Origin of the sequence: Microcystis sp. M015S2 (assembly GCF_020245945.1) — a bacterium.
In the GTDB taxonomy this organism is placed as follows: Bacteria; Cyanobacteriota; Cyanobacteriia; order Cyanobacteriales; family Microcystaceae; genus Microcystis.
In genome coordinates, this window is the sequence record NZ_JADBTX010000132.1 from 18,098 (window position 1) to 35,775 (window position 17,678).

27 protein-coding genes and 1 pseudogene are annotated in these 17,678 nt (G+C 40.2%); 18 read left to right on the forward strand and 10 right to left on the reverse strand.

The annotated features are described in order from the left end of the window. The first annotated feature begins 38 nt into the window (after positions 1-38). The 5 genes from IM473_RS21330 to IM473_RS21350 all read left to right on the forward strand — a co-directional run bounded on the left by IM473_RS21330 (position 39) and on the right by IM473_RS21350 (position 2,161). On the forward strand, positions 39-296 hold the full coding sequence (locus tag IM473_RS21330; RefSeq protein ID WP_287659095.1) for a DUF4160 domain-containing protein: 258 nt from the start codon (positions 39-41) through the stop codon (positions 294-296). After that, positions 250-588 (forward strand): DUF2442 domain-containing protein, encoded by a 339-nt coding sequence (locus tag IM473_RS21335; protein ID WP_287659096.1) that lies wholly within the window; start codon positions 250-252, stop codon positions 586-588. The genes IM473_RS21330 and IM473_RS21335 overlap by 47 nt, the downstream gene beginning before the upstream one ends. Before the next feature lie 216 nt (positions 589-804). After that, a complete protein-coding gene (locus tag IM473_RS21340) occupies positions 805-1,089 on the forward strand; it encodes a DUF1214 domain-containing protein (RefSeq protein ID WP_287659097.1) in 285 nt (94 codons plus the stop codon). 50 nt (positions 1,090-1,139) lie between these two features. Continuing rightward, positions 1,140-1,298, forward strand: coding sequence for a hypothetical protein (locus IM473_RS21345; RefSeq protein ID WP_159251811.1), 159 nt, complete (start codon positions 1,140-1,142; stop codon positions 1,296-1,298). Positions 1,299-1,312: 14 nt separating this feature from the next. After that, positions 1,313-2,161 (forward strand): hypothetical protein, encoded by an 849-nt coding sequence (locus IM473_RS21350; RefSeq protein WP_079208948.1) that lies wholly within the window; start codon positions 1,313-1,315, stop codon positions 2,159-2,161. A 40-nt stretch (positions 2,162-2,201) separates the two neighbouring features. On the opposite strand, the gene IM473_RS21355 is transcribed toward IM473_RS21350, so the two are convergent. Continuing rightward, positions 2,202-2,327: a hypothetical protein gene (locus tag IM473_RS21355; RefSeq protein WP_287659098.1), complete on the reverse strand. Its 126-nt coding sequence runs from the start codon at positions 2,325-2,327 to the stop codon at positions 2,202-2,204. A 54-nt stretch (positions 2,328-2,381) separates the two neighbouring features. Between IM473_RS21355 and IM473_RS21360 the strand changes: the two genes are divergently transcribed. Both IM473_RS21360 and IM473_RS21365 read left to right on the forward strand, forming a co-directional pair. Further along, on the forward strand, positions 2,382-2,582 hold the full coding sequence (locus tag IM473_RS21360; protein ID WP_002735173.1) for a type II toxin-antitoxin system HicB family antitoxin: 201 nt from the start codon (positions 2,382-2,384) through the stop codon (positions 2,580-2,582). Then, positions 2,579-2,788: pseudogene (locus IM473_RS21365) on the forward strand (type II toxin-antitoxin system HicA family toxin). Before IM473_RS21360 ends, IM473_RS21365 begins: the two are co-directional and overlap by 4 nt. A 62-nt stretch (positions 2,789-2,850) precedes the next feature. On the opposite strand, the gene IM473_RS21370 reads toward IM473_RS21365, so the two are convergent. Continuing rightward, the gene (locus IM473_RS21370) at positions 2,851-3,150 is read right to left on the reverse strand and encodes a hemolysin XhlA family protein (protein WP_002755782.1); all 300 of its coding nucleotides are present in this window, start codon (positions 3,148-3,150) and stop codon (positions 2,851-2,853) included. Positions 3,151-3,449: 299 nt separating this feature from the next. Between IM473_RS21370 and IM473_RS21375 the strand changes: the two genes are divergently transcribed. Together IM473_RS21375 and IM473_RS21380 are read left to right on the forward strand one after the other, a co-directional pair. Continuing rightward, complete coding sequence (locus IM473_RS21375) at positions 3,450-3,692, forward strand: AbrB/MazE/SpoVT family DNA-binding domain-containing protein (protein WP_002736094.1); 243 nt, start codon at positions 3,450-3,452, stop codon at positions 3,690-3,692. After that, the gene (locus IM473_RS21380) at positions 3,686-4,006 is read left to right on the forward strand and encodes a type II toxin-antitoxin system PemK/MazF family toxin (protein WP_002735990.1); all 321 of its coding nucleotides are present in this window, start codon (positions 3,686-3,688) and stop codon (positions 4,004-4,006) included. Before IM473_RS21375 ends, IM473_RS21380 begins: the two co-directional genes overlap by 7 nt. Here IM473_RS21380 and IM473_RS21385 read toward each other — a convergent pair. Beyond that, positions 4,000-4,188, reverse strand: coding sequence for a hypothetical protein (locus IM473_RS21385; protein WP_130756655.1), 189 nt, complete (start codon positions 4,186-4,188; stop codon positions 4,000-4,002). The genes IM473_RS21380 and IM473_RS21385 overlap by 7 nt on opposite strands. Positions 4,189-4,227: 39 nt before the next feature. Beyond that, a complete protein-coding gene (locus IM473_RS21390) occupies positions 4,228-4,440 on the reverse strand; it encodes a type II toxin-antitoxin system VapC family toxin (protein ID WP_002736586.1) in 213 nt (70 codons plus the stop codon). Positions 4,441-4,688: 248 nt separating this feature from the next. Here IM473_RS21390 and IM473_RS21395 point away from each other — a divergent pair, with 248 nt between their 5' ends. The 3 genes from IM473_RS21395 to IM473_RS21405 all read left to right on the forward strand — a co-directional run bounded on the left by IM473_RS21395 (position 4,689) and on the right by IM473_RS21405 (position 6,019). After that, on the forward strand, positions 4,689-4,955 hold the full coding sequence (locus IM473_RS21395; RefSeq protein WP_002736548.1) for a DUF4258 domain-containing protein: 267 nt from the start codon (positions 4,689-4,691) through the stop codon (positions 4,953-4,955). Next, entirely contained in the window at positions 4,906-5,148 is a 243-nt protein-coding gene (locus IM473_RS21400; protein WP_002775710.1) for a DUF2283 domain-containing protein, read from the forward strand. The genes IM473_RS21395 and IM473_RS21400 overlap by 50 nt, the downstream gene beginning before the upstream one ends. Before the next feature lie 430 nt (positions 5,149-5,578). After that, positions 5,579-6,019, forward strand: a complete 441-nt coding sequence (locus IM473_RS21405) for a DUF29 domain-containing protein (protein ID WP_287659099.1) — start codon at positions 5,579-5,581, stop codon at positions 6,017-6,019. A 157-nt stretch (positions 6,020-6,176) separates the two neighbouring features. Here the strand turns inward: IM473_RS21405 and IM473_RS21410 are convergent, their stop codons facing one another. Beyond that, positions 6,177-7,043 carry an alpha/beta fold hydrolase gene (locus IM473_RS21410; protein WP_287659100.1) on the reverse strand — a complete coding sequence of 289 codons (867 nt, stop codon included), beginning with the start codon at positions 7,041-7,043 and terminating at the stop codon, positions 6,177-6,179. 263 nt (positions 7,044-7,306) lie between these two features. Here IM473_RS21410 and IM473_RS21415 point away from each other — a divergent pair, with 263 nt between their 5' ends. The 6 genes from IM473_RS21415 (at position 7,307) to IM473_RS21440 (ending at position 13,045) form a co-directional block, all read left to right on the forward strand. After that, on the forward strand, positions 7,307-8,287 hold the full coding sequence (locus tag IM473_RS21415; protein ID WP_287659101.1) for an ABC transporter ATP-binding protein: 981 nt from the start codon (positions 7,307-7,309) through the stop codon (positions 8,285-8,287). Positions 8,288-8,398: 111 nt separating this feature from the next. Further along, positions 8,399-9,340 (forward strand): ABC transporter ATP-binding protein, encoded by a 942-nt coding sequence (locus IM473_RS21420; protein WP_287659102.1) that lies wholly within the window; start codon positions 8,399-8,401, stop codon positions 9,338-9,340. Beyond that, a complete protein-coding gene (locus IM473_RS21425) occupies positions 9,330-10,160 on the forward strand; it encodes an ABC transporter permease (protein WP_002784956.1) in 831 nt (276 codons plus the stop codon). The genes IM473_RS21420 and IM473_RS21425 overlap by 11 nt, the downstream gene beginning before the upstream one ends. A 2-nt stretch (positions 10,161-10,162) precedes the next feature. Further along, positions 10,163-11,689: a GldG family protein gene (locus tag IM473_RS21430; RefSeq protein ID WP_287659103.1), complete on the forward strand. Its 1,527-nt coding sequence runs from the start codon at positions 10,163-10,165 to the stop codon at positions 11,687-11,689. 47 nt (positions 11,690-11,736) lie between these two features. Further along, the gene (locus tag IM473_RS21435; protein WP_287659104.1) at positions 11,737-12,357 is read left to right on the forward strand and encodes a Uma2 family endonuclease; all 621 of its coding nucleotides are present in this window, start codon (positions 11,737-11,739) and stop codon (positions 12,355-12,357) included. A gap of 112 nt (positions 12,358-12,469) precedes the next feature. Next, positions 12,470-13,045: a Uma2 family endonuclease gene (locus tag IM473_RS21440; protein WP_287659105.1), complete on the forward strand. Its 576-nt coding sequence runs from the start codon at positions 12,470-12,472 to the stop codon at positions 13,043-13,045. Positions 13,046-13,400: 355 nt separating this feature from the next. On the opposite strand, the gene IM473_RS21445 is transcribed toward IM473_RS21440, so the two are convergent. The 5 genes from IM473_RS21445 to IM473_RS21465 all read right to left on the reverse strand — a co-directional run. Further along, positions 13,401-13,703 (reverse strand): type II toxin-antitoxin system RelE/ParE family toxin, encoded by a 303-nt coding sequence (locus IM473_RS21445; RefSeq protein ID WP_287659106.1) that lies wholly within the window; start codon positions 13,701-13,703, stop codon positions 13,401-13,403. Next, a complete protein-coding gene (locus tag IM473_RS21450; RefSeq protein ID WP_147068726.1) occupies positions 13,700-13,930 on the reverse strand; it encodes an addiction module protein in 231 nt (76 codons plus the stop codon). The genes IM473_RS21445 and IM473_RS21450 overlap by 4 nt, the downstream gene beginning before the upstream one ends. 158 nt (positions 13,931-14,088) lie before the next feature. Next, positions 14,089-14,736 (reverse strand): PEP-CTERM sorting domain-containing protein, encoded by a 648-nt coding sequence (locus tag IM473_RS21455; protein WP_287659107.1) that lies wholly within the window; start codon positions 14,734-14,736, stop codon positions 14,089-14,091. A 561-nt stretch (positions 14,737-15,297) separates the two neighbouring features. Further along, on the reverse strand, positions 15,298-16,749 hold the full coding sequence (locus tag IM473_RS21460; protein WP_287659108.1) for a serine/threonine-protein kinase: 1,452 nt from the start codon (positions 16,747-16,749) through the stop codon (positions 15,298-15,300). 90 nt (positions 16,750-16,839) lie between these two features. Further along, on the reverse strand, positions 16,840-17,678 hold an 839-nt coding region (locus IM473_RS21465), incomplete at its 5' end, for a J domain-containing protein (protein WP_287690555.1).

Below are 17,678 nucleotides of genomic sequence, written 5' to 3' on the forward strand. Positions count from 1 at the left end.
AAACTTTTAGAAAGCAACCTTTATTACTATTCTTACTCATGCCCACTCTATCAAGCTTCTATGGAATAAAAATCACCATGAACTATAACGATCACAATCCGCCTCATATCCATGCCGAGTATCAAGATTATGAAGCGGTTATAATGATTCACACAGGTGAAATTTGTGGTCAAATGCCCAAAAGAGGACTAAATCTAATATGGGAGTGGCTTGATCTACACCAATCTGAACTATTGGAGAACTGGGAAAATGCGCGTCAAAGAAAACCTCTTAACAGAATCGATCCCCTTCCCTAAAAAGGAGCTATTTCTTCATGTTATCTGTGTGGAATATCTGGATAAGTATCAATTAAAGCTAACCTTTAATAATGGAATAGAAGGGATTGTAGATTTAGAACAAGAATTGTATGGGGAAATCTTTGAACCCTTAAAAGATAAAAGCTTATTTCAAAAAGTATATGTAAATAGTCGGACAATAGAATGGCCAAACGGAGCAGACTTTGCCCCTGAATTTTTATTTGAAATTGCTCTCAACAAGCAACCGGTTAGTATGGTCGGTGATCGTGTAGGGTACGCTAATGAAATGTAACGGACCAAATTGTTTTCTTAACAATAATTATCTGATTTGCGATTATTTTGGACTTTAGTGCGATCAGGTTTTCTTCTCATGGTGTGATCGCTTTTTGATCAGGAGGGGCGATCGCTAATTGCCGTCTTGACTTAAAAAATAGTTACTTAACGCACTTTTTTGCTTTTAATCATGATGAATTTGTAATTATTCTGCGTTACGCTAACACATCCTAGCGTGCTACTATTCTGGTCAGTGATTCTTGACAGTAACCAGACGCGATCGATGATTCAGACGGAGCAACAGTTTCCCAGTGTCGGTAGTCAGACAAAGGGACTTTTGGTTAATGCCGATGGTTCTGTAGATATCTATTTCAGGCCGAAACCGCCTACTGGCAAGGAGAATAATTGGGTACAGACGATTCCGGGCACGGGTTGGAATACGATTCTTCGGCTTTATGGCCCGCTTGAGCCTTGGTTTGATAAGACTTGGCGACCAGGGGAAATCGAGTTATTGAAATAGTCCTATCCAGATTATTTCTTGATCGCCGATCTATCGGTTGGATTGAGGTAATGAAACCGAACATTAGCTTTTTTCTCCCTAATAAAATCGGCGATCGCATTCCATCAGAGAAAGTGATCGCAGTAACCGACAATGAGGTTATCATTGGGTTGTGTTCGTTAACCCAAGTTACAGGATCGGCGATCGCACCGTTAATTAAATTTAAATAAGGTGACTTAGACTTATGTTTGAAGATAATATAGTAGTTCTCAAAGAATTTAATAGATTAATAAATTCTACAGAAAATGTGTATTTAGATATATTAAGCGAGGCTCTTCCTTTTATTGTATCTAATTTTCCTGGTGGCGAAATGGCATTAAAAGTTTGTAAGTCTTTATCTAAGTTACAAAATTCATCAATTAAAGCTTTTCTTTTAGAAACAGGGAATCAAGATATTAGAACTGCCATAAAAATTATAACAAATGACTTGGATGGAAAAAACTTTGACTATGAATTAATACAAGCGTTAACACTTTTAAAAAGAGGAAGAGACACTTTTTTAAATCTTATAGATAAAGAATATAAAACTTGGGATTGGTTTAGGAGAATTGATCTAATTCGAAATAACTATGCTAAAGCTTTTATAGCGAGTAATTTTATTGCCTTTTGCTATAAACTACTAAATGATAATACAAAATCAGATAAGGCTTTTGATGAATCTAAACTATATTTTTACTATCATCTTTATCATTATTCAAAAGAAGCAAGAGAGAAAATAGAAGGATATACAATAAAATCTGTAGCATTTGTGATTGAAGGCGTACCGACTGTTATCAGTAGTATTTCAAGCTCAAAGAAGATAAAAAACACCGAGGAAAAGGCTAAAGAAGCTGTTATATCATACTATGAATTGATACAAGCAGAAGAAGAAAACTTTATCAAAATATCTAAATCTGTATTTGGAAAAAATTTAACTAAAGAACTTGGCAATAATTCTTTCAGAACGGAAATAAAAAGTCGAAATAGCAAGTCATGGGCTGGAGTATATGCTCAACTTTATACACGTTGGAAACCCCCTATAACTTATTGGTAACAATTCTAAGTGCGATCGCTATTATCTTGTTGATTAAATTTTAAAATTGCCATTGCTTGGGATAGGAACGCAAAGGGCGATCAATTTTTGATGAGGAGGAGAGGCGATCGCTTTTTGAGAATGAGGAGAGGCGATCATTTTTGGGTGATGTGGGAATGGCGGTCACATATCGTATTTTTCTATTATCATAGTAAAATTAGGCAAATATTTTGAAAATAACATGAAAATTAAAGCTCTAATCTGGCAAGAAGATGGTATTTGGTGCGGTTCCGTACCGGCATTGCCAGGCTGTCATACCTGGGGAGAAAGCTACGAACAATTATTAGAAATGTTGCAAGATGCGGTTCAAGGATGGCTTGAAGTTGCAAGTCAAGAAACAGAAATTGAAGCAGAAAAAGAGCTAGTCGAATTATCATTATGAAATCTATTTCTGGCCAAGCCCTTTGTAAAATTATTGAACGTTATGGTTAGCAGTTAAAACGCATTAGTAGTAGTCATCATATTTATACAAAACAGGGAATGAAAGTTATTTTATCCGTTCCTGTTCATGGCAATAAAGATTTACCAATTGGTACTCTTAAGAGTATTTTGAAAGATGCTGATCTGACCGAAGATGACTTGAGATAACGGTGATCGCTGTTTTCTTGTTGATTAAATCTTAAAAACGCGATCAGGTTTTCTTTTGAAATCTAGGGTAAAGCTGTTAAAACAAAACGGATAGACGTTGCCACTACCGCCGTAAACAAAATCCCAATCAAAGCCCAAACCTGATTGCCCTGATTGCTTTCTACCTTTTCTATCTGTAATTCCATTTTATCGAATCGCTTATCCATTGAATCCAATCGTTTCTCTACATTATCAACTTTGGTTTCTACAGTAGCCAATCGAATCTGTACTTGATTCACATCTTTAGAAATTGTATCTAGCTTCTGATTCATTTCTGCTAGAACTTCGCGCAAATCCGTTTCGATGATAGTCGGTGTTGGCATAACTCATCTTGTTAATCAGGCTGACACACTCATTTTAATCTATTTTTTTGCTGAGAGAACGGCCTCTTCTCAAAATATAGCAATTCTCATTTTAAGGTTTCATGACATTAAAACCCTTGCACCTAGAGGGGTTAATAATTCTTAACAAATCTCTAGATCGCTGAAACAACGCAAAATCGTTTCAAAATGAGAATAGCTGGGCGATTTTGAGGAGGAGGGGCGATTTTGAGGAGGAGGGGCGATCGCTCCCTAATCAGTATAAGTTGATATAATTATCGTATGTTTATCTGGTCGTCAAAATGTTGCTAAAAATCGTACAAATCGGTAATTCTCAAGCAATTACAATTCCTCAAGCAATCATGGAACAGTGTGAACTTCTGGACGAAGTTGAGGCGATAGTTGATGGAAAAAGAATTATTCTGAGTGCTAAAAAGAAGGTAAGGGAAGGCTGGGCTGAGTTATTTGATGATGCTCCTATTGAAGCCGAGTTACAGGATTGGTTAGGGGTGGAAAACGAGTTTGAGCGGCAAAATCAATGGTAGAAAGATTTAGCATCCTGTTGGTGGCACTCGATCCAACTAGGGGGTCTGAACTGCAAAAAACTCGACCTTGTGTTGTTGTTTCTCCTAGTGAAATTAATGCTCGATTAAGAACAGTCGTTATTGCACCAATCACCAGTACTGTCAAAAATTACCCAACAAGAATCCCCATTGATCAAGAAAATGTGCGCGGCAGTATTGCTTTAGATCAAATTAGGGCGATTGACAAAACCCGAATTGTTGCCACAATTGGCAGTCTTGACGAACGGGTAGCAATGGTAGTGGCTGATCGATTGGTTGAATTTTTTCACTACTGATTGTCACCGAATTTGTTCGGTTTTAGTATCGCTTTTTTATAAAACAGGGAGAGGTGATCGCTTTTTAGAGTAAGGGTGAAGGGGCGATCGCTTTTGGGAGGAGCAATTTTTTGGGAATGGCTATCGCTGTTGGGTGATGAGGAGAGGCGATCGTTTTTGGGTGATGTGGGAATGGCGATCACTTTTGGGTGATGGGGGAATGGCGATCGCCTGCCCTGAGATTAATCTCTCAACAAAGCTCGAAAACCAGCTTGCTGAAAATGAATATCCGTTGTTAATGCTTCCGTTATTCTACGCTCTTCCATTACAATAAAAGAAATACAGTCAACAATTCCCCAATTTTTATCGTTTCTTTGACAATATAGATGATAATCGTCCGTAGATGAAGATAAAGCGATCGCATAACTTGTATCGAGAAATTTCTCAGGGTTCATGCTCTTTTTCTTCGCCATATAAAATATGGCTCTTCGGGACTTGGTATGGTTCGATGTGGGGGCATAAATCGACTCAATCCTTATCTGGCAAGAGATTTAATTGATTAGTTCGCTTCAGATCGCAAACAATTGACAAAAATTGCGGCAATGTCTGTCTCTATAAAGGTTTCATTCCTTATAACCCCGTCCATTGCATAAGACAAACCGAAGAACCCTAATCCCTTACAAAAAAATACTCCGAAATCCTCGTGAACTTTATTTTAAGTCACCATGCCGAAGAAAAAATTATTCAACGCCAAATCTCTTTAAAAATATTGCAGGACATCCTCAATAATCCTGAGCAAATTTTAGAAGAAGATGGACTCAAAGTTTATCAAGGTACGTTTGTCACCATTAACAATAAAACTTATCTTCTGAGAATTTACATTAATGACTTAGTTGAGCCTCAAAAAATTGTTACACTATATGTTACCAGTAAACTTAGAAAATATAGGCAGCTATCAAATGAAAGCTAAATATGATGCTGAAGTTGACGTTTTAACAATTACCTGGCATGACACACCCGTAGAAGAAAGTGAGGCAATCAGTCCGGGGGTTATTCTTGACTATGATCAAGCAGGTAATGTAATCGGGATTGAAATTCTTAATGCTTCTCGAAAAATCGAGAATTTTTCTCCGAATGTGCAGGTAGCTATTTCTTCTCGATAAAGGTGATCGCTGATCCTGTAGTGCGATCGCTGATCTTGTAAGTTGGGTTGAGGTAACGAAACCCAACATTGCTTTTATTTCTTACCTTAATTTTTTGGGTTTCACTTCTACATTTTATTCCATACCGATATCACTATCAAAGATCAGCTTTTCTGAAGCTCCTCACATCTGATCATAAATTCCTTCTTCAACATAACGGTGAAAACTGGAATATTGCCAATCTTTCGGAGCGTTTACTAATCCATGATGCACGGTATTCGAGATGATTAACAAAATCTCAATAAAAAACCCTTGACAAATCCCCGCACTTGACAGATACTTATATATATAATGGGAATCCGTGCCTGCCTGCGAACCCTCTTTTTTCAGGTTAGATAAGCGTCAAAAAAATAAAAACCTAATACCTGACCAGCACTAAAGGGGATAGGGTATGACAACTAAAGACTTATACGAACAGGACTATCTTGCTTGGTTAGAAGAAACGGCCAAACAACTGCGACAAAAACAGACAGATGTATTAGATTGGGAACATCTCGGAGAAGAAATCGAAGCGCTGGGGAATGAACAGAGACATAAAGTAGATAGTTATCTCCTACAATTGCTCATTCATCTGCTCCTCTACCAATACTGGCCGGAGGAACGAGAAAGATGTGCGCGGGGATGGCAGGACGAAATCGGTAACTTTCGGGTGGAATTAGAACTTTTATTGGAGTCAAAAACCCTTTATAACTATTTTTTAACCAGAATCGCCGTTATTTACCCTAAAGCAGTGAAGCGAGTCCGACAAAAAAGCCAATTACCGGCCGCTATCTTTGTCGAAAGCTGCCCCTATAGTCCCGAACAAATCCTCGATTCCGATTTTCTCCCCTGAAATTCTGGCAGATTTTTTCAAAAAAACCCTTGACAAATCCCCGCACTTGACAGATACTTATATATAGAATGGGAATCCGTGCCTGCCTGCAAACCCTCTTTTTTCAGGTTAGATAAGCGTCAAAAAAATAAAAACCTGATAACCGGTCGCTAACTACCTATAAGCTTTTCACCCAATCACTAATCAACCGGTTAACCTCTGTGGGAATTTCATCGTGGGGACAATGACCGGCAGTTAGATAATATTCTGTCAGAGAAGGATAGTATTGACGGAATTTGGCCCCGCGTTCCCTAGTATTCATCCAAGGATCCCCCTCACCCCATAACATCAACAGGGGACAACTTAACTTTTGCAGGAGAATATCCACATTTTCCCCCCGGGGAGATTTAAACACAGAAGCAAAAACTTTGGCTGCTCCCGCATCCAGGGAAGGACGACGGATATCTTCTATTAACTGCTCAGTAATGGCACTGCGATCGAGATATACTTTCTCTAGGGTTTTGCGGATAGTTTTGGGTTGACGGGTATAGAGAAATAAGAGATAACTGGCCCAAGGTTGCAGCAAGATCGATCGCAGTAATTTTTGTGCTAAATTAGGCTGACGATTGCTTTCTGTATCGCTAAAGGGGCCGGCACTATTGAGGAGAATTAATCCCCGAACATTCTCGGAATGATTAGCAGCTACACAGAGAGAAGCGTAACCCCCCAGAGAATTACCCGCTAAAACCGTCGGTTGGCCCACAACTTCCTTGATAAAATCATTTAATTGTTGCTGCCAAAGATTGCCACTATAGACAATATCCGGTTTAGCTGATCTACCAAATCCTAACAGATCGATCGCCCATACCTCCCATTCTGAGGCTAAACCTTGCACATTTTTTCGCCAATGGTCGGTGGAAGCGCCAAAACCGTGGACTAATAGTAAAGGGGGTTTTCCTGCGACTCTAGTACCCGCTTGCACATAGTGTATCGAATTTCCTTGCCATTGCCAATTTTGCTTTATCGTCAGAGCAGCTGTATTCATCGGCTGTTTTGTTAAGTAATGTGAATAATTCTTAGTCTAACCGATTGAGAAACTGGAGACAAAGCTAGAGATTTTTGGCCAAACCCCTTGACTGAAAAGGGAACTTGACATATACTTATATATATAATGGGAATCCGTGCCTGCCTGCAAACCCTTCATTTTTGGGCAAATAACCCTAAAAAACACTCTCAAAAAAATCTTGAGCGGGATTAATCTGCTGGTATGGGTGGCTAACCCCAGAGAATTACTCCTGAATAACAGCTATGAAGATTTTGACGATTTTACAGGGATTAATCGACAAAAATCCCTTAACTGAGGCGGATCTAGAAGATTTACTAGCGATCGAATCCTTAAATTTTAGGGAGACTAACCCTCTGATCCTACAGGAAAGGGCGGAACTATTAACGATTCTCTGGCCGCGAGTCTGGCAAAAATGTCAGGAGTTAGGGATAAATCAGCCAAATCAGATTTTGATCAGCTGTTGGCGCTTGTGGATTCCTTGGGCGCTAGAGCTACGCAGCCACGCAAAACCGTTGATTCAAGGCATTTTGGCTCCCCAAGGCACGGGAAAGACCACATTAACATCTATAATGTCGATTATTTTAGCCTATTTTGATTTAAAAGTAAATAATCTCTCTTTAGATGATATTTATAAGACCTATAATGAGCGAATAAAATTGCGTCAAAAGGATGAAAGATTGCGCTGGCGTGGTCCACCGGGTACTCATGATATAGCATTAGGAATTAAAGTTTTAGAACAGGTTTGTCAGCAAGAAAGTCCGATTTTAATCCCGCGGTTTGACAAGTCACTGCATCGAGGACAAGGAGATAGAATTGCACCGGAACAAGTGGAGCGAGTCGATATTCTTTTTTTCGAGGGTTGGTTTGTGGGCATGAATCCAGTAGAAGAAACAGTCTTTGATCATGCCCCTGATCCGATTAATAGCCAAGAAGACCGACAATTCGCCAGGGATAATAATCAAAGATTGCGAGAATATCTACCCCTCTGGTCAAAAATCGATCGCTTACTGATTCTTTATCCCCTTGACTACCGTTACAGTTTACAATGGCGACAGGCGGCCGAAACAAAAGGAGGTATGACCCCATCAGAAATCGAGGAATTTGTCAAGTATTTTTGGAAAAGTTTACATCCGCAATTATTTCTGCCACCCCTGCTCAAACAAGCGGATATAGTGGTAGAAATTAATCGGGATCATAGTCTGGGAAAAATCAGTTATCAGTGAGCAGTAATCAGTAATCAGTGAAAAGAAAGCTCCGAACTTGTCACTTAACACTATTGACTGAAAACTCACATCTGGTAACTGATAACTGATAACTGATAACTGATAAAGCTTATGATTGAAGTCGAACATCTGAGTAAAATTTATGGTTCTACCACGGCAATCAGTGACGTGGATTTTACCGTAGAAAAAGGAGAAATACTCGGTTTCTTGGGACCAAATGGAGCCGGAAAAACCACGACTATGAGAATTTTATCTGGTTATATTCCTGCCACGACAGGAACAGCAAGGATAGCGGGATACGATGTGCATCAACAATCCTTAGAAGTGCGTCGTCGCATCGGTTATCTTCCTGAAAATCCCCCCCTGTATCCAGAGATGACCGTGGAAAGTTTTCTCGATTTTGTGGCACGGATTAAAGGCATCTCATCGGGGGATAGAAAAGCGCGGGTAGATTTAGTTTTAGGTAAATGTCAGTTACTAGAAAAAAGAAAAGTTATTATCCGCAAGTTATCCAAAGGTTATAAACAGCGTGTGGGAATTGCCCAAGCGCTCGTACACGATCCACCGGTAATTATTTTAGATGAACCGACAGTAGGATTGGATCCGAAACAGATTATCGAGGTAAGAAATCTGATTAAAAGTTTAGCGGGAGAACATACAATTATTCTCTCCACTCATATTTTGCCAGAAGTGAGTATTACCTGCGATCGAGCGACAATTATTAATCGGGGTCGCATCGTGGCCAATAATATTACTACCGCTACCCCTGCCGGTTCCAGTTATGAAATTGAGATCGAGGGTGATAGGGATTCCCTGCTAGAAATCCTGCAACAACTGCCGCAAGTCGAGCAAGCAGCAAAAGTCGGCGATAACCTGCTTAAAATTGTTGGTCAAGCGGGGACAAACCTAGGGGCAGAAATTGCTAGAATAGTTGTCAACAATGGTTATAACTTATTAGAAATGCGTCGCACGCGTAAAACCCTAGAAGATATCTTTTTGGAAGTAATCGGCAGCGGGGAAAGTAACCAACAAGAGGAGAGGCATGATCAATAATATCTGGGCGATTTTTCGCAAGGAATTTCAAAGCTATTTTACCGCCGCCAATGCCTATATCATTATGGGGATATTTTGGTTAGTAGCGGGATTTTTCTTTAACTCCCTTCTCTACGGCATTATTCTCGATGTTAGTATCCAGGAACAATCGGGATTTCTGGTAGCCAGAGATACGGTATCTGAATTTATGACCACTTTCATCGGCATTATTTTATCCTCTTTATTGTTGGTAATTTTGCCCGCCCTGTCTATGGGATTATACGCAGAGGAAAAAAAACAGGGAACCCTAGAACTTTTAGCCACTTCCCCCCTGACTAATTGGAGTATTGCCATCGGTAAATTATTGGGAGTGTTGGCCTTTTTTACCGTAATGATTACCCCCCTCTGGATTTATGAAATAGTGGTTTTTAGTAGCGCAGTTCCCCCGGTGAATATAGCCAGTGTTTTAATGGCTCATCTAGGATTAATTTTACTGGCAGCGGCCATCCTAGCCATCGGGATGTTTATTTCTTCCCTTACTAATAGTTCTATCCTTGCTTACATCATCACCTTTATCACCATCTTATTTATTTGGATACTGGATGTAATTGCTAACAATGCCGAAACCTTCTTTCGAGATCGCATCGGAGGAGAAGTGGGAGAACAGATCGGATTTTTCCTGAAAGAATTGCTCTCCCATCTATCTTGGTATCAACCCTTTAACAATTTCGTGCGGGGAATTTTTGACAGTAGTAGTTTAGTCATCCTCCTCAGTTATATTCTGCTGGGAATCTTTCTAACTACTCAATCTATCGAAGCGGACCGTTATCAAAGAAACTAACTATGAGATACTGGCAAAAATACAGTAAATTTCTCTATATACCCGCCCTCTTTCTGGGTAGTGCCGGCCTAACCGTGGGGTTAATCTCCGGTCAATGGTCATCCCTCTCTCTGGGGTTATTAATTGCCGGGGCTATTCTGTTTCTAGGGTGGCTGTTGTTATTAGTAATCACTTCCAAAGACTTTTGGCAAAAAAGAAGTACCCGCACCGGCACTCAAACCCTTATTACTACTATTATTGTCCTCGGTGTTATCGGTTTAATTAACTTTCTTGCCCTCCGTTATCCCTATCGAGTTGATTTAACCGAAAACCAAATCTTTAGTTTATCCCCCCAAACCGAAAGACTATTAACCAATCTGTCAAAACCAGTCAAAGTCTGGATTTTTTCAACCCGGGGAATCAGTGCCAACGAACAGGAACTTTTAGCCAATTATCAACGCAAAAATTCCCAATTTCAGTACGAGATAGTTAACCCCGAGAAAAAACCCAATATTGTCCAAGAATTTAAAAAACTAGCTAATGATAATCTGTCCAGAGTCTATCTACAGTATGGTGAAAAAAAACAACCCCTGAAAACTATTAGTGAACAGGAAAATCTCACCGAAGCGAAATTGAGTAACGCCATCGAAACCGCTAAAACCGATCGCACTTTAACCGCTTACTTTCTGCAAGGTCATGGAGAAAATGCCCTCAAAGAACCTCAAGGGGGTTTAGGGCAAGCAGTCAATAGTTTAGAAGCAAAAGGTTATCAAGTAGAGCCACTTAATCTAGTGGAACGTTCCACCATTCCCAATAATGCCGATGTCATTATTATTGCCAGTCCCAAAAGAAAAATATTTCCCCAGGAAGTCACCGCGTTAAAAAACTATCTTGAGCAAGGGGGCAAAATTTTATTACTGATTGACCCTCAAACCGAAACCGGATTAGAACCCTTATTAACCGCTTGGGGTGTGAAACTAGATAATCGGATTATTATTGATGCTTCCGGTGCCGGGGAAATCATCGGTTTAGGTCCGGCTAGTCCCATTATTACCAATTACGGCAATCATCCGATTACTCGCGATTTTGCTAACGGTATTTCTATCTTTCCCTTTGCTCGTCCCATCGCTACCGTTCCCATCGAAGGAATTGAAGCCGTATCTTTAATGATTACTAATGATAAAATGTGGGCCGAGAGTGATTTAAATGATCAGAATCTCCAGTTTAACACTGAAAAAGATTTAGCTGGCCCCTTTGATTTAGGAGTTGCTCTAACGGGAAAAAAAGGTAAATTAATCGTGATTGGTAATGCCAGCTTTGCCAGCGATGGACTATTTGAACAACAGTTAAACGGAGATATATTTTTAAATTCTGTGCAGTGGTTAGCCAGTGGTGACACAGCCACCTTATCTATCCGGGCCAAGGAACCAGAAAATAGAAGAATTAATTTAAATCCCCTGCAAGCTAACGCTATTTTTTGGATAGCGATGGTAGTGATGCCTTTAGTAGGATTTACCCTAGCTGGATTGACTTGGTGGCAACGTCGTTAATCGAGTTAGAATCTAGAAAAATCATCTCTCTTATTCCCCTAACTGCCATGACCACAACCCAAACTATCCCCCAATTGTTGACTTTTGATGACTATATCAATCAATATCCCGATGATGGAAAACAATACGAATTAATCGCAGGAAAATTATTGGCCATGATGCGACCGATCGGAAAACACGAAGAAATTGGCGGATTTGTTTCTGGAACCCTATTCTTAGAGATAAATCGGCAGCAATTGCCCTATTTTATCCCTAATACTGCGGCAGTAAAACCCCTTCGACCCCATACAGGTTATCTACCCGATATTATTGTCTTAGACAGAGAAAATCTAGTTAACGATCCCTATTGGGAAACCGCTTCCTCAATTTCTCTGGCAACATCAGCTAAATTAATTATTGAAATTGTCAGTTCCAATTGGCGAGATGATTATCTGAAAAAATTCGACGACTACGAACAATTAGGAATTGCCGAATATTGGATTATCGATTATTTAGCCAAAGGTTCGGCCCGATATATCGGCAGCCCCAAAGAACCCACCATTTCTATCTATCAATTAATCGATGGAGAATATCAAGGTAGTTTATTTAAACAGGATCAACGTCTTATTTCAGGGATTTTTCCAGAGTTAAACCTCACTGCTAATCAAATTTTTCGTGCTAGAGCTTAAAGAAAAACCCGTATTTTTAGATTAGACCTATTGTAAAAATCAAAAACTTACCTGAGAGTAAGAAGTCAGGAGCTTATAATAGAAAACAACTCAAGAGCGGAGAAATCAATCAATGTTTGCCACAATAGAAGATAAACAAGCCCTTTCCCTCGAAGTATTTCTTGCCCTTCCAGAAACTAAGCCTGCTAGGGAATATTATCATGGAATTGTCACTCAAAAACCTATGCCCAAAGGAAAACACAGCATCTTACAATTTGAGTTAGCCTCTGCCATTAATCAACAGACTAAACCTCAAAAATTAGCTTATGCTCTACCTGAATTGCGTTGTACTTTTGCAGAACGTTCAATTGTGCCAGATATTGCGGTGATTCGTTGGGAGAATTTGCCAAGAGATATAGATGGAGAAATGGCCGATCAATTTTTACGTTATCCCGATTGGATTATTGAAATTATGTCTCCCGAACAATCTGTTACCTTAGTGATGGAAAAGATTATTTTCTGTTTACAACAAGGAACAGAATTAGGTTGGTTGATTGATCCTTCAGCAAAGTCAGTCACCGTTTTTGAAACAGGATTACCGAAAGTACATATTGTAACTGAAGGAAATAATGAGCCTTTAGCAGTGATTAAAGGATTAGAACGTTGGTCAATATCAGCAGTGGATATTTTTGCTTGGCTAAATGTTTAATTTGTTCTGTCAGCATCCTTTGGTTGATCAGGTTATTCCAGAAGAGAAGGTTGTCAAAGTTATACGGATGTGGACTCATTATCAATAACCCCTATTATTTATTTTATACTGGTAACATTAATGATTGATTTGGATTGTAAAAATTAGGAACATGAAAGGCTTATGGTATAAGACTTTTGCCTTCCGCAAAGCGGTATAAATCCCCTCAAGATAACATAAAAATACGATATAAACGCCCCTAATTAACTGACCGAATGAAGGGGCATTTATGGTATTTTAGAAGCAATTTAGCCTACTTTTGTGGTTTCTTTTTCGGTAGATTTGGAGGGTTTTAGTTTAGGTTTGAGTATCTCCGTTATTCTAAATTTCGCTTTTTCCAGTAATCAGGTTTACGTTTTCCATGTGCGATCGCAACTACCCAGATAAATGCTTCAAATTCTACATAAAAGATGATGTAAGGAAAACGGCGAATGAGATAACGGCGCATCCCTTCGATAGTATGGGGTGTTCCCAGATTAGGGTTAATTTTAATTTTTTCGAGAACTTGTTCAATTTCAGATAGCAAATCTAGCCCTAATCCTATCTTTTGCTTCTCATAATATTGAATAGCATTGTCAAGTTCTCGTCTTGCTTCACTGTGAATAATAACAGGTTTCACGAATATTTCTCTCGTAATTCCAATAATACTTTATCCGATGGTTCACCCTTGGCTGTTCCAGCATAAATTTCGGCTAATCTTTGAGTTAATTCTCTATCCCAAGCATCTAAAACATTGTCATCTACACCTTCATCTAAGGAATGGATGAGAAAGTAAGCCAGTTCAGCGCGATCTTGCACAGAAAGTTGAGCAAGTTCTATTTTGAGGGTTTCTGCTGTTTTAGTCATCTTGAAAGCATCTATAACCAGTCATCTTAGATTGTAGCAGCTCTCGGCTTGCAAGATAAACCATCCTCCTTAAAATCATAGGAATTGAGAGAGTTATGCCAAAAATACCCCCTCAACTGAATGAATGAAGGGGCATTCATGGTATTTTTAGAAGCAATTTAGCCTACTTTTGTGGTTTCTTTTTCGGTAAATTTGGAGGGGTTTAGTTTGCGTTTGAGGGTTGAAGTTGCGCCGAGTGTTCCGATGGCGAGGAGGCTGAGGATGGCGGATGGTTCGGGAGTATGTCTACCTTGAATTTTTAGTACGTAACCAGCAAAGGGGGGAAATCCGATTAAAGAAACACCAGTTAATGAAGCTGTGTAAGTATCATAATGTTCCCCATGAGGTAGAGGACCACTTGATTGGGTAGCAGTTACACTTCCACCAGGAAATGGTTTCTTATCTACTGTAAGATTGAAATTAAAAGGAGTTCCAGGACCATTGCCATCTTGCCCATCAGAAGTAGGCTTATTATGAAATATTGAACCATTTATGCTAACTGAATTAAAAGACACAGGAGGATCTTGATTTATATTTGCTGTTATAGTGCCTTGTATTGTCCACCAATTACCGACTAAGCTAAAATCTTGAATCTCACTAGGAAAAATTGGATTTCCTTCATTATCTATATTACCTTGAAATAACCTTACATTAACTGCAAATTCATCATCTCTTATAAAATTTAAATCAAACGAAAGAACAGGTTTAAGATCACATATAAGCCCTATGGCTGTTCCAAAAATTAAAGCCAAATTTAAACCTTTCATTTCTTACCTCTGAAAAATCTCTGTTATGGGACAGTCCCCCCCACATCCAGATCAAGCAACAGCCCAACCCAAGACTAAAAGGAGATGGCAGAATGATACACACTCCCCCCCCCACAACTGTATCAAAAGCTACATTTTAATAAATCTTTACATTCCTTTCCCCGATTAGCGATTCACAGAGCAAAGAGTCTCAGGTGTTTTCCCCTGTTTTTTTTACTCCTTCTCAGGCGAACTATCCTCATTCCGTGAGATATTGTGGCGCAGTATGTCGGATTCGCCTTTGCCTTCTCCCTTGACTGATCCTCCACTCGATCGCAAACTAAATTAAACAGGATTACCTCGCGCCAACCAGATTATAGACTGGGGATAATAGAAATAATTGAATAGGGCTAAATTACCGGAGGAAACCTTAACTAGCATTTTTGATCTACTGCGTCAACTGGCAGAGCAGATAGAATCAGAAGAATTAAGCCTAAACAGTAGCTCTCTTTCATTGTAGGTAAAAGGGCAAAGGTTTAAGAGAAAATTATCATCTTCCCCTTTCCGACTTCTGCAAGCAGTCTATTGATTACTATTTTCTTCAGGAGGAGAAGGTGATAAAACAGGAGGAGCGATCGGTTCAATTTTATCCTCATTAACCGGGGGATTAATCACCTCTGGAACAGGAGAAGGAGAAGGAGAAGGGGAAGGAGAAGGAAGGGGAGAAACTTGAGGACTTGGCTCCGTTTCAGGAAGGGGAACAGGAATAGGAATTACTTCTTCTGGGGTGGGACTAGGAGTTAATTCTGGAGTCGCTTCTGGAGTAGGAATCACCTCTGGGGTAGGAGTAGGAGATGGAGTGGGAGTTGGGGAATAAATGGGAGTCCGTTGACGAGAAGGTCGTCGGATAGGGGGAAAATCTTGGGAGGGAGGAGGAATGATTTCAGGACTAGGAGAAGGTTCAGGGGTTGGTAATGGTTCAATTTCCTCATTTTTAGGTAAAAGAGCCATAAATCCCCGATATCCTAGGGCAAAAGCTCCAATTGTCACCGCAAAAATCAGCAAAATCCGCAGCCAAGGATTCTTTTTTTCCCCAGAATTGGGTTGAATAACCACAGTGGGGGAGACGGTTGGTTTTGGGGGTGTAGAGGACTTTAATCGGGGACTATGGGGAGAAACCGCGATAGTCGGTTGGGTGGACAAATCGGGGGCTATTTCTCCTAAAGCTGCTAACATTTCCCTAGCAGTAGCAAACCGATCCCGGGGATGAAAACGGATCGCTCGATCGATTACCATAGCTAAATTAGGATTAACATTTTCTGCCTCCTGTCGCCAGAGAATTTCCCCCGTGCGCGAGTCAGTTTCTAGATATTGGGGAGTTTTTCCCGTTAATAAAAAAATCGCTGTTAGACCTAGGCTGTAAAGGTCACTAGAAAAGACCGGTCTCCCGGCAGCCTGTTCCGAAGCCATATAACCGGGGGTGCCAAGGGCGATCGAATAGGCACTTTTTCCCGTAGGATCGAGTAAGGTGGCGACTGCTTCTTTCATTACCCCAAAATCGATCAAAACGGGCAAATTATCACTATTTCTTAAGATAATATTATCGGGTTTCACATCCCGGTGAATAATGCGGCGACTGTGAATAAAATCAAGAACAGGCAGTAAATTATCTAAAATCGTCCGCACTGCTGAGGAGGATAAATTTCCCTGTCGTTGCTGTTTTTGGGTTAGTGTCTCCCCTTCAATCCACTCCTGCACCAGATAGAAATGATTATCTTGGGCAAAATAACCGTATAAACGGGGTATTTGGCGATTTTGTTCCCCCAATTCCTCTAAAACGCTTGCTTCTTTCTGAAAACGTTCTTTTAACCATTCTGGCATCCCCTCACTTTGAATAGCCGGCTGCAATTTTTTAATCACACAGCGCCGTTGAGAAGGCATATTCGTATCGATAGCGATATAAGTTTCCCCAAATCCCCCCCTAGCAAGGGTACTAACAATTTGGTAGCGATTGTTTAAAAGCACTAGATTCATTACCTTGAGAGTGCAAGCGTGGTCCTAGATTGTTCCTAGACTAACATTCTTTTGTTAAGGAAAAAGTCAAGGGAAAAACTAGAGTCAAGTCTAAGGAATCCAGCGACGGATTTTCGTCCACAAAGGTGCATTATCTTGACTACTCATCTCCTGAAAACTTTGATAACAATCGTAGGCGCGATTAAGATGGGCGGTGATTTCTGTAGCATTGGGATGAGAATTGCGATCGGGATGCCAATAACACAAGAGAGTTTTATAATTATTCTCAATCCGGTTAGTGGTGGTAAAAGGAGTAATCCCCAAAACTCGCCACCAAACGGGATTAGCCGACTCTATAATCATCACGGCCAAGGAACGGGGCGAAGGATAGAGAATTTGGGCGATTAATGACCAATCTGACCCATAACACCGCCGATAAACCGCTTTAACCCGCTCTTTTCCCAACTGTTGACAAGCTTGTAAATGCCATTGACGAAAATCCCTCCGCATCTGCTGATGAGTTCGCAAATCTCGCTGGGCAAATCTGCCCTCAGCTAGTTTATTAGTGCCAATAGTGTTAAAGTTACCATTAGCGATCGCTTTTAGATCCCAGTAAAGATGATAAAAAGGCTCTTGACCCAAGGCGAGACTTTCCAGAATTTCCTTAGCGTAACCTCTAGCCGGATTTAACCGCAATAATTCCCGTAATTCCCGACAAAACTGCTCATTTTCGGGCATACCGCGCCATTGCCAATAATTAACATCCGGTTTTGCCAGAGACTGCCTATATACACTGCGCCACACCTGGGGAACAGTACAGGCGATCGGGGTAGCCAAGGGAGTAGCCAGGGGACAAAATTGACCCTTTAATGAGCTTTCAGGAGCATCTTCTAGTAAACAGGCAAGATGATAGGCGGGATGACTACGGGGCTTTTTTTGGGGGCTAATAA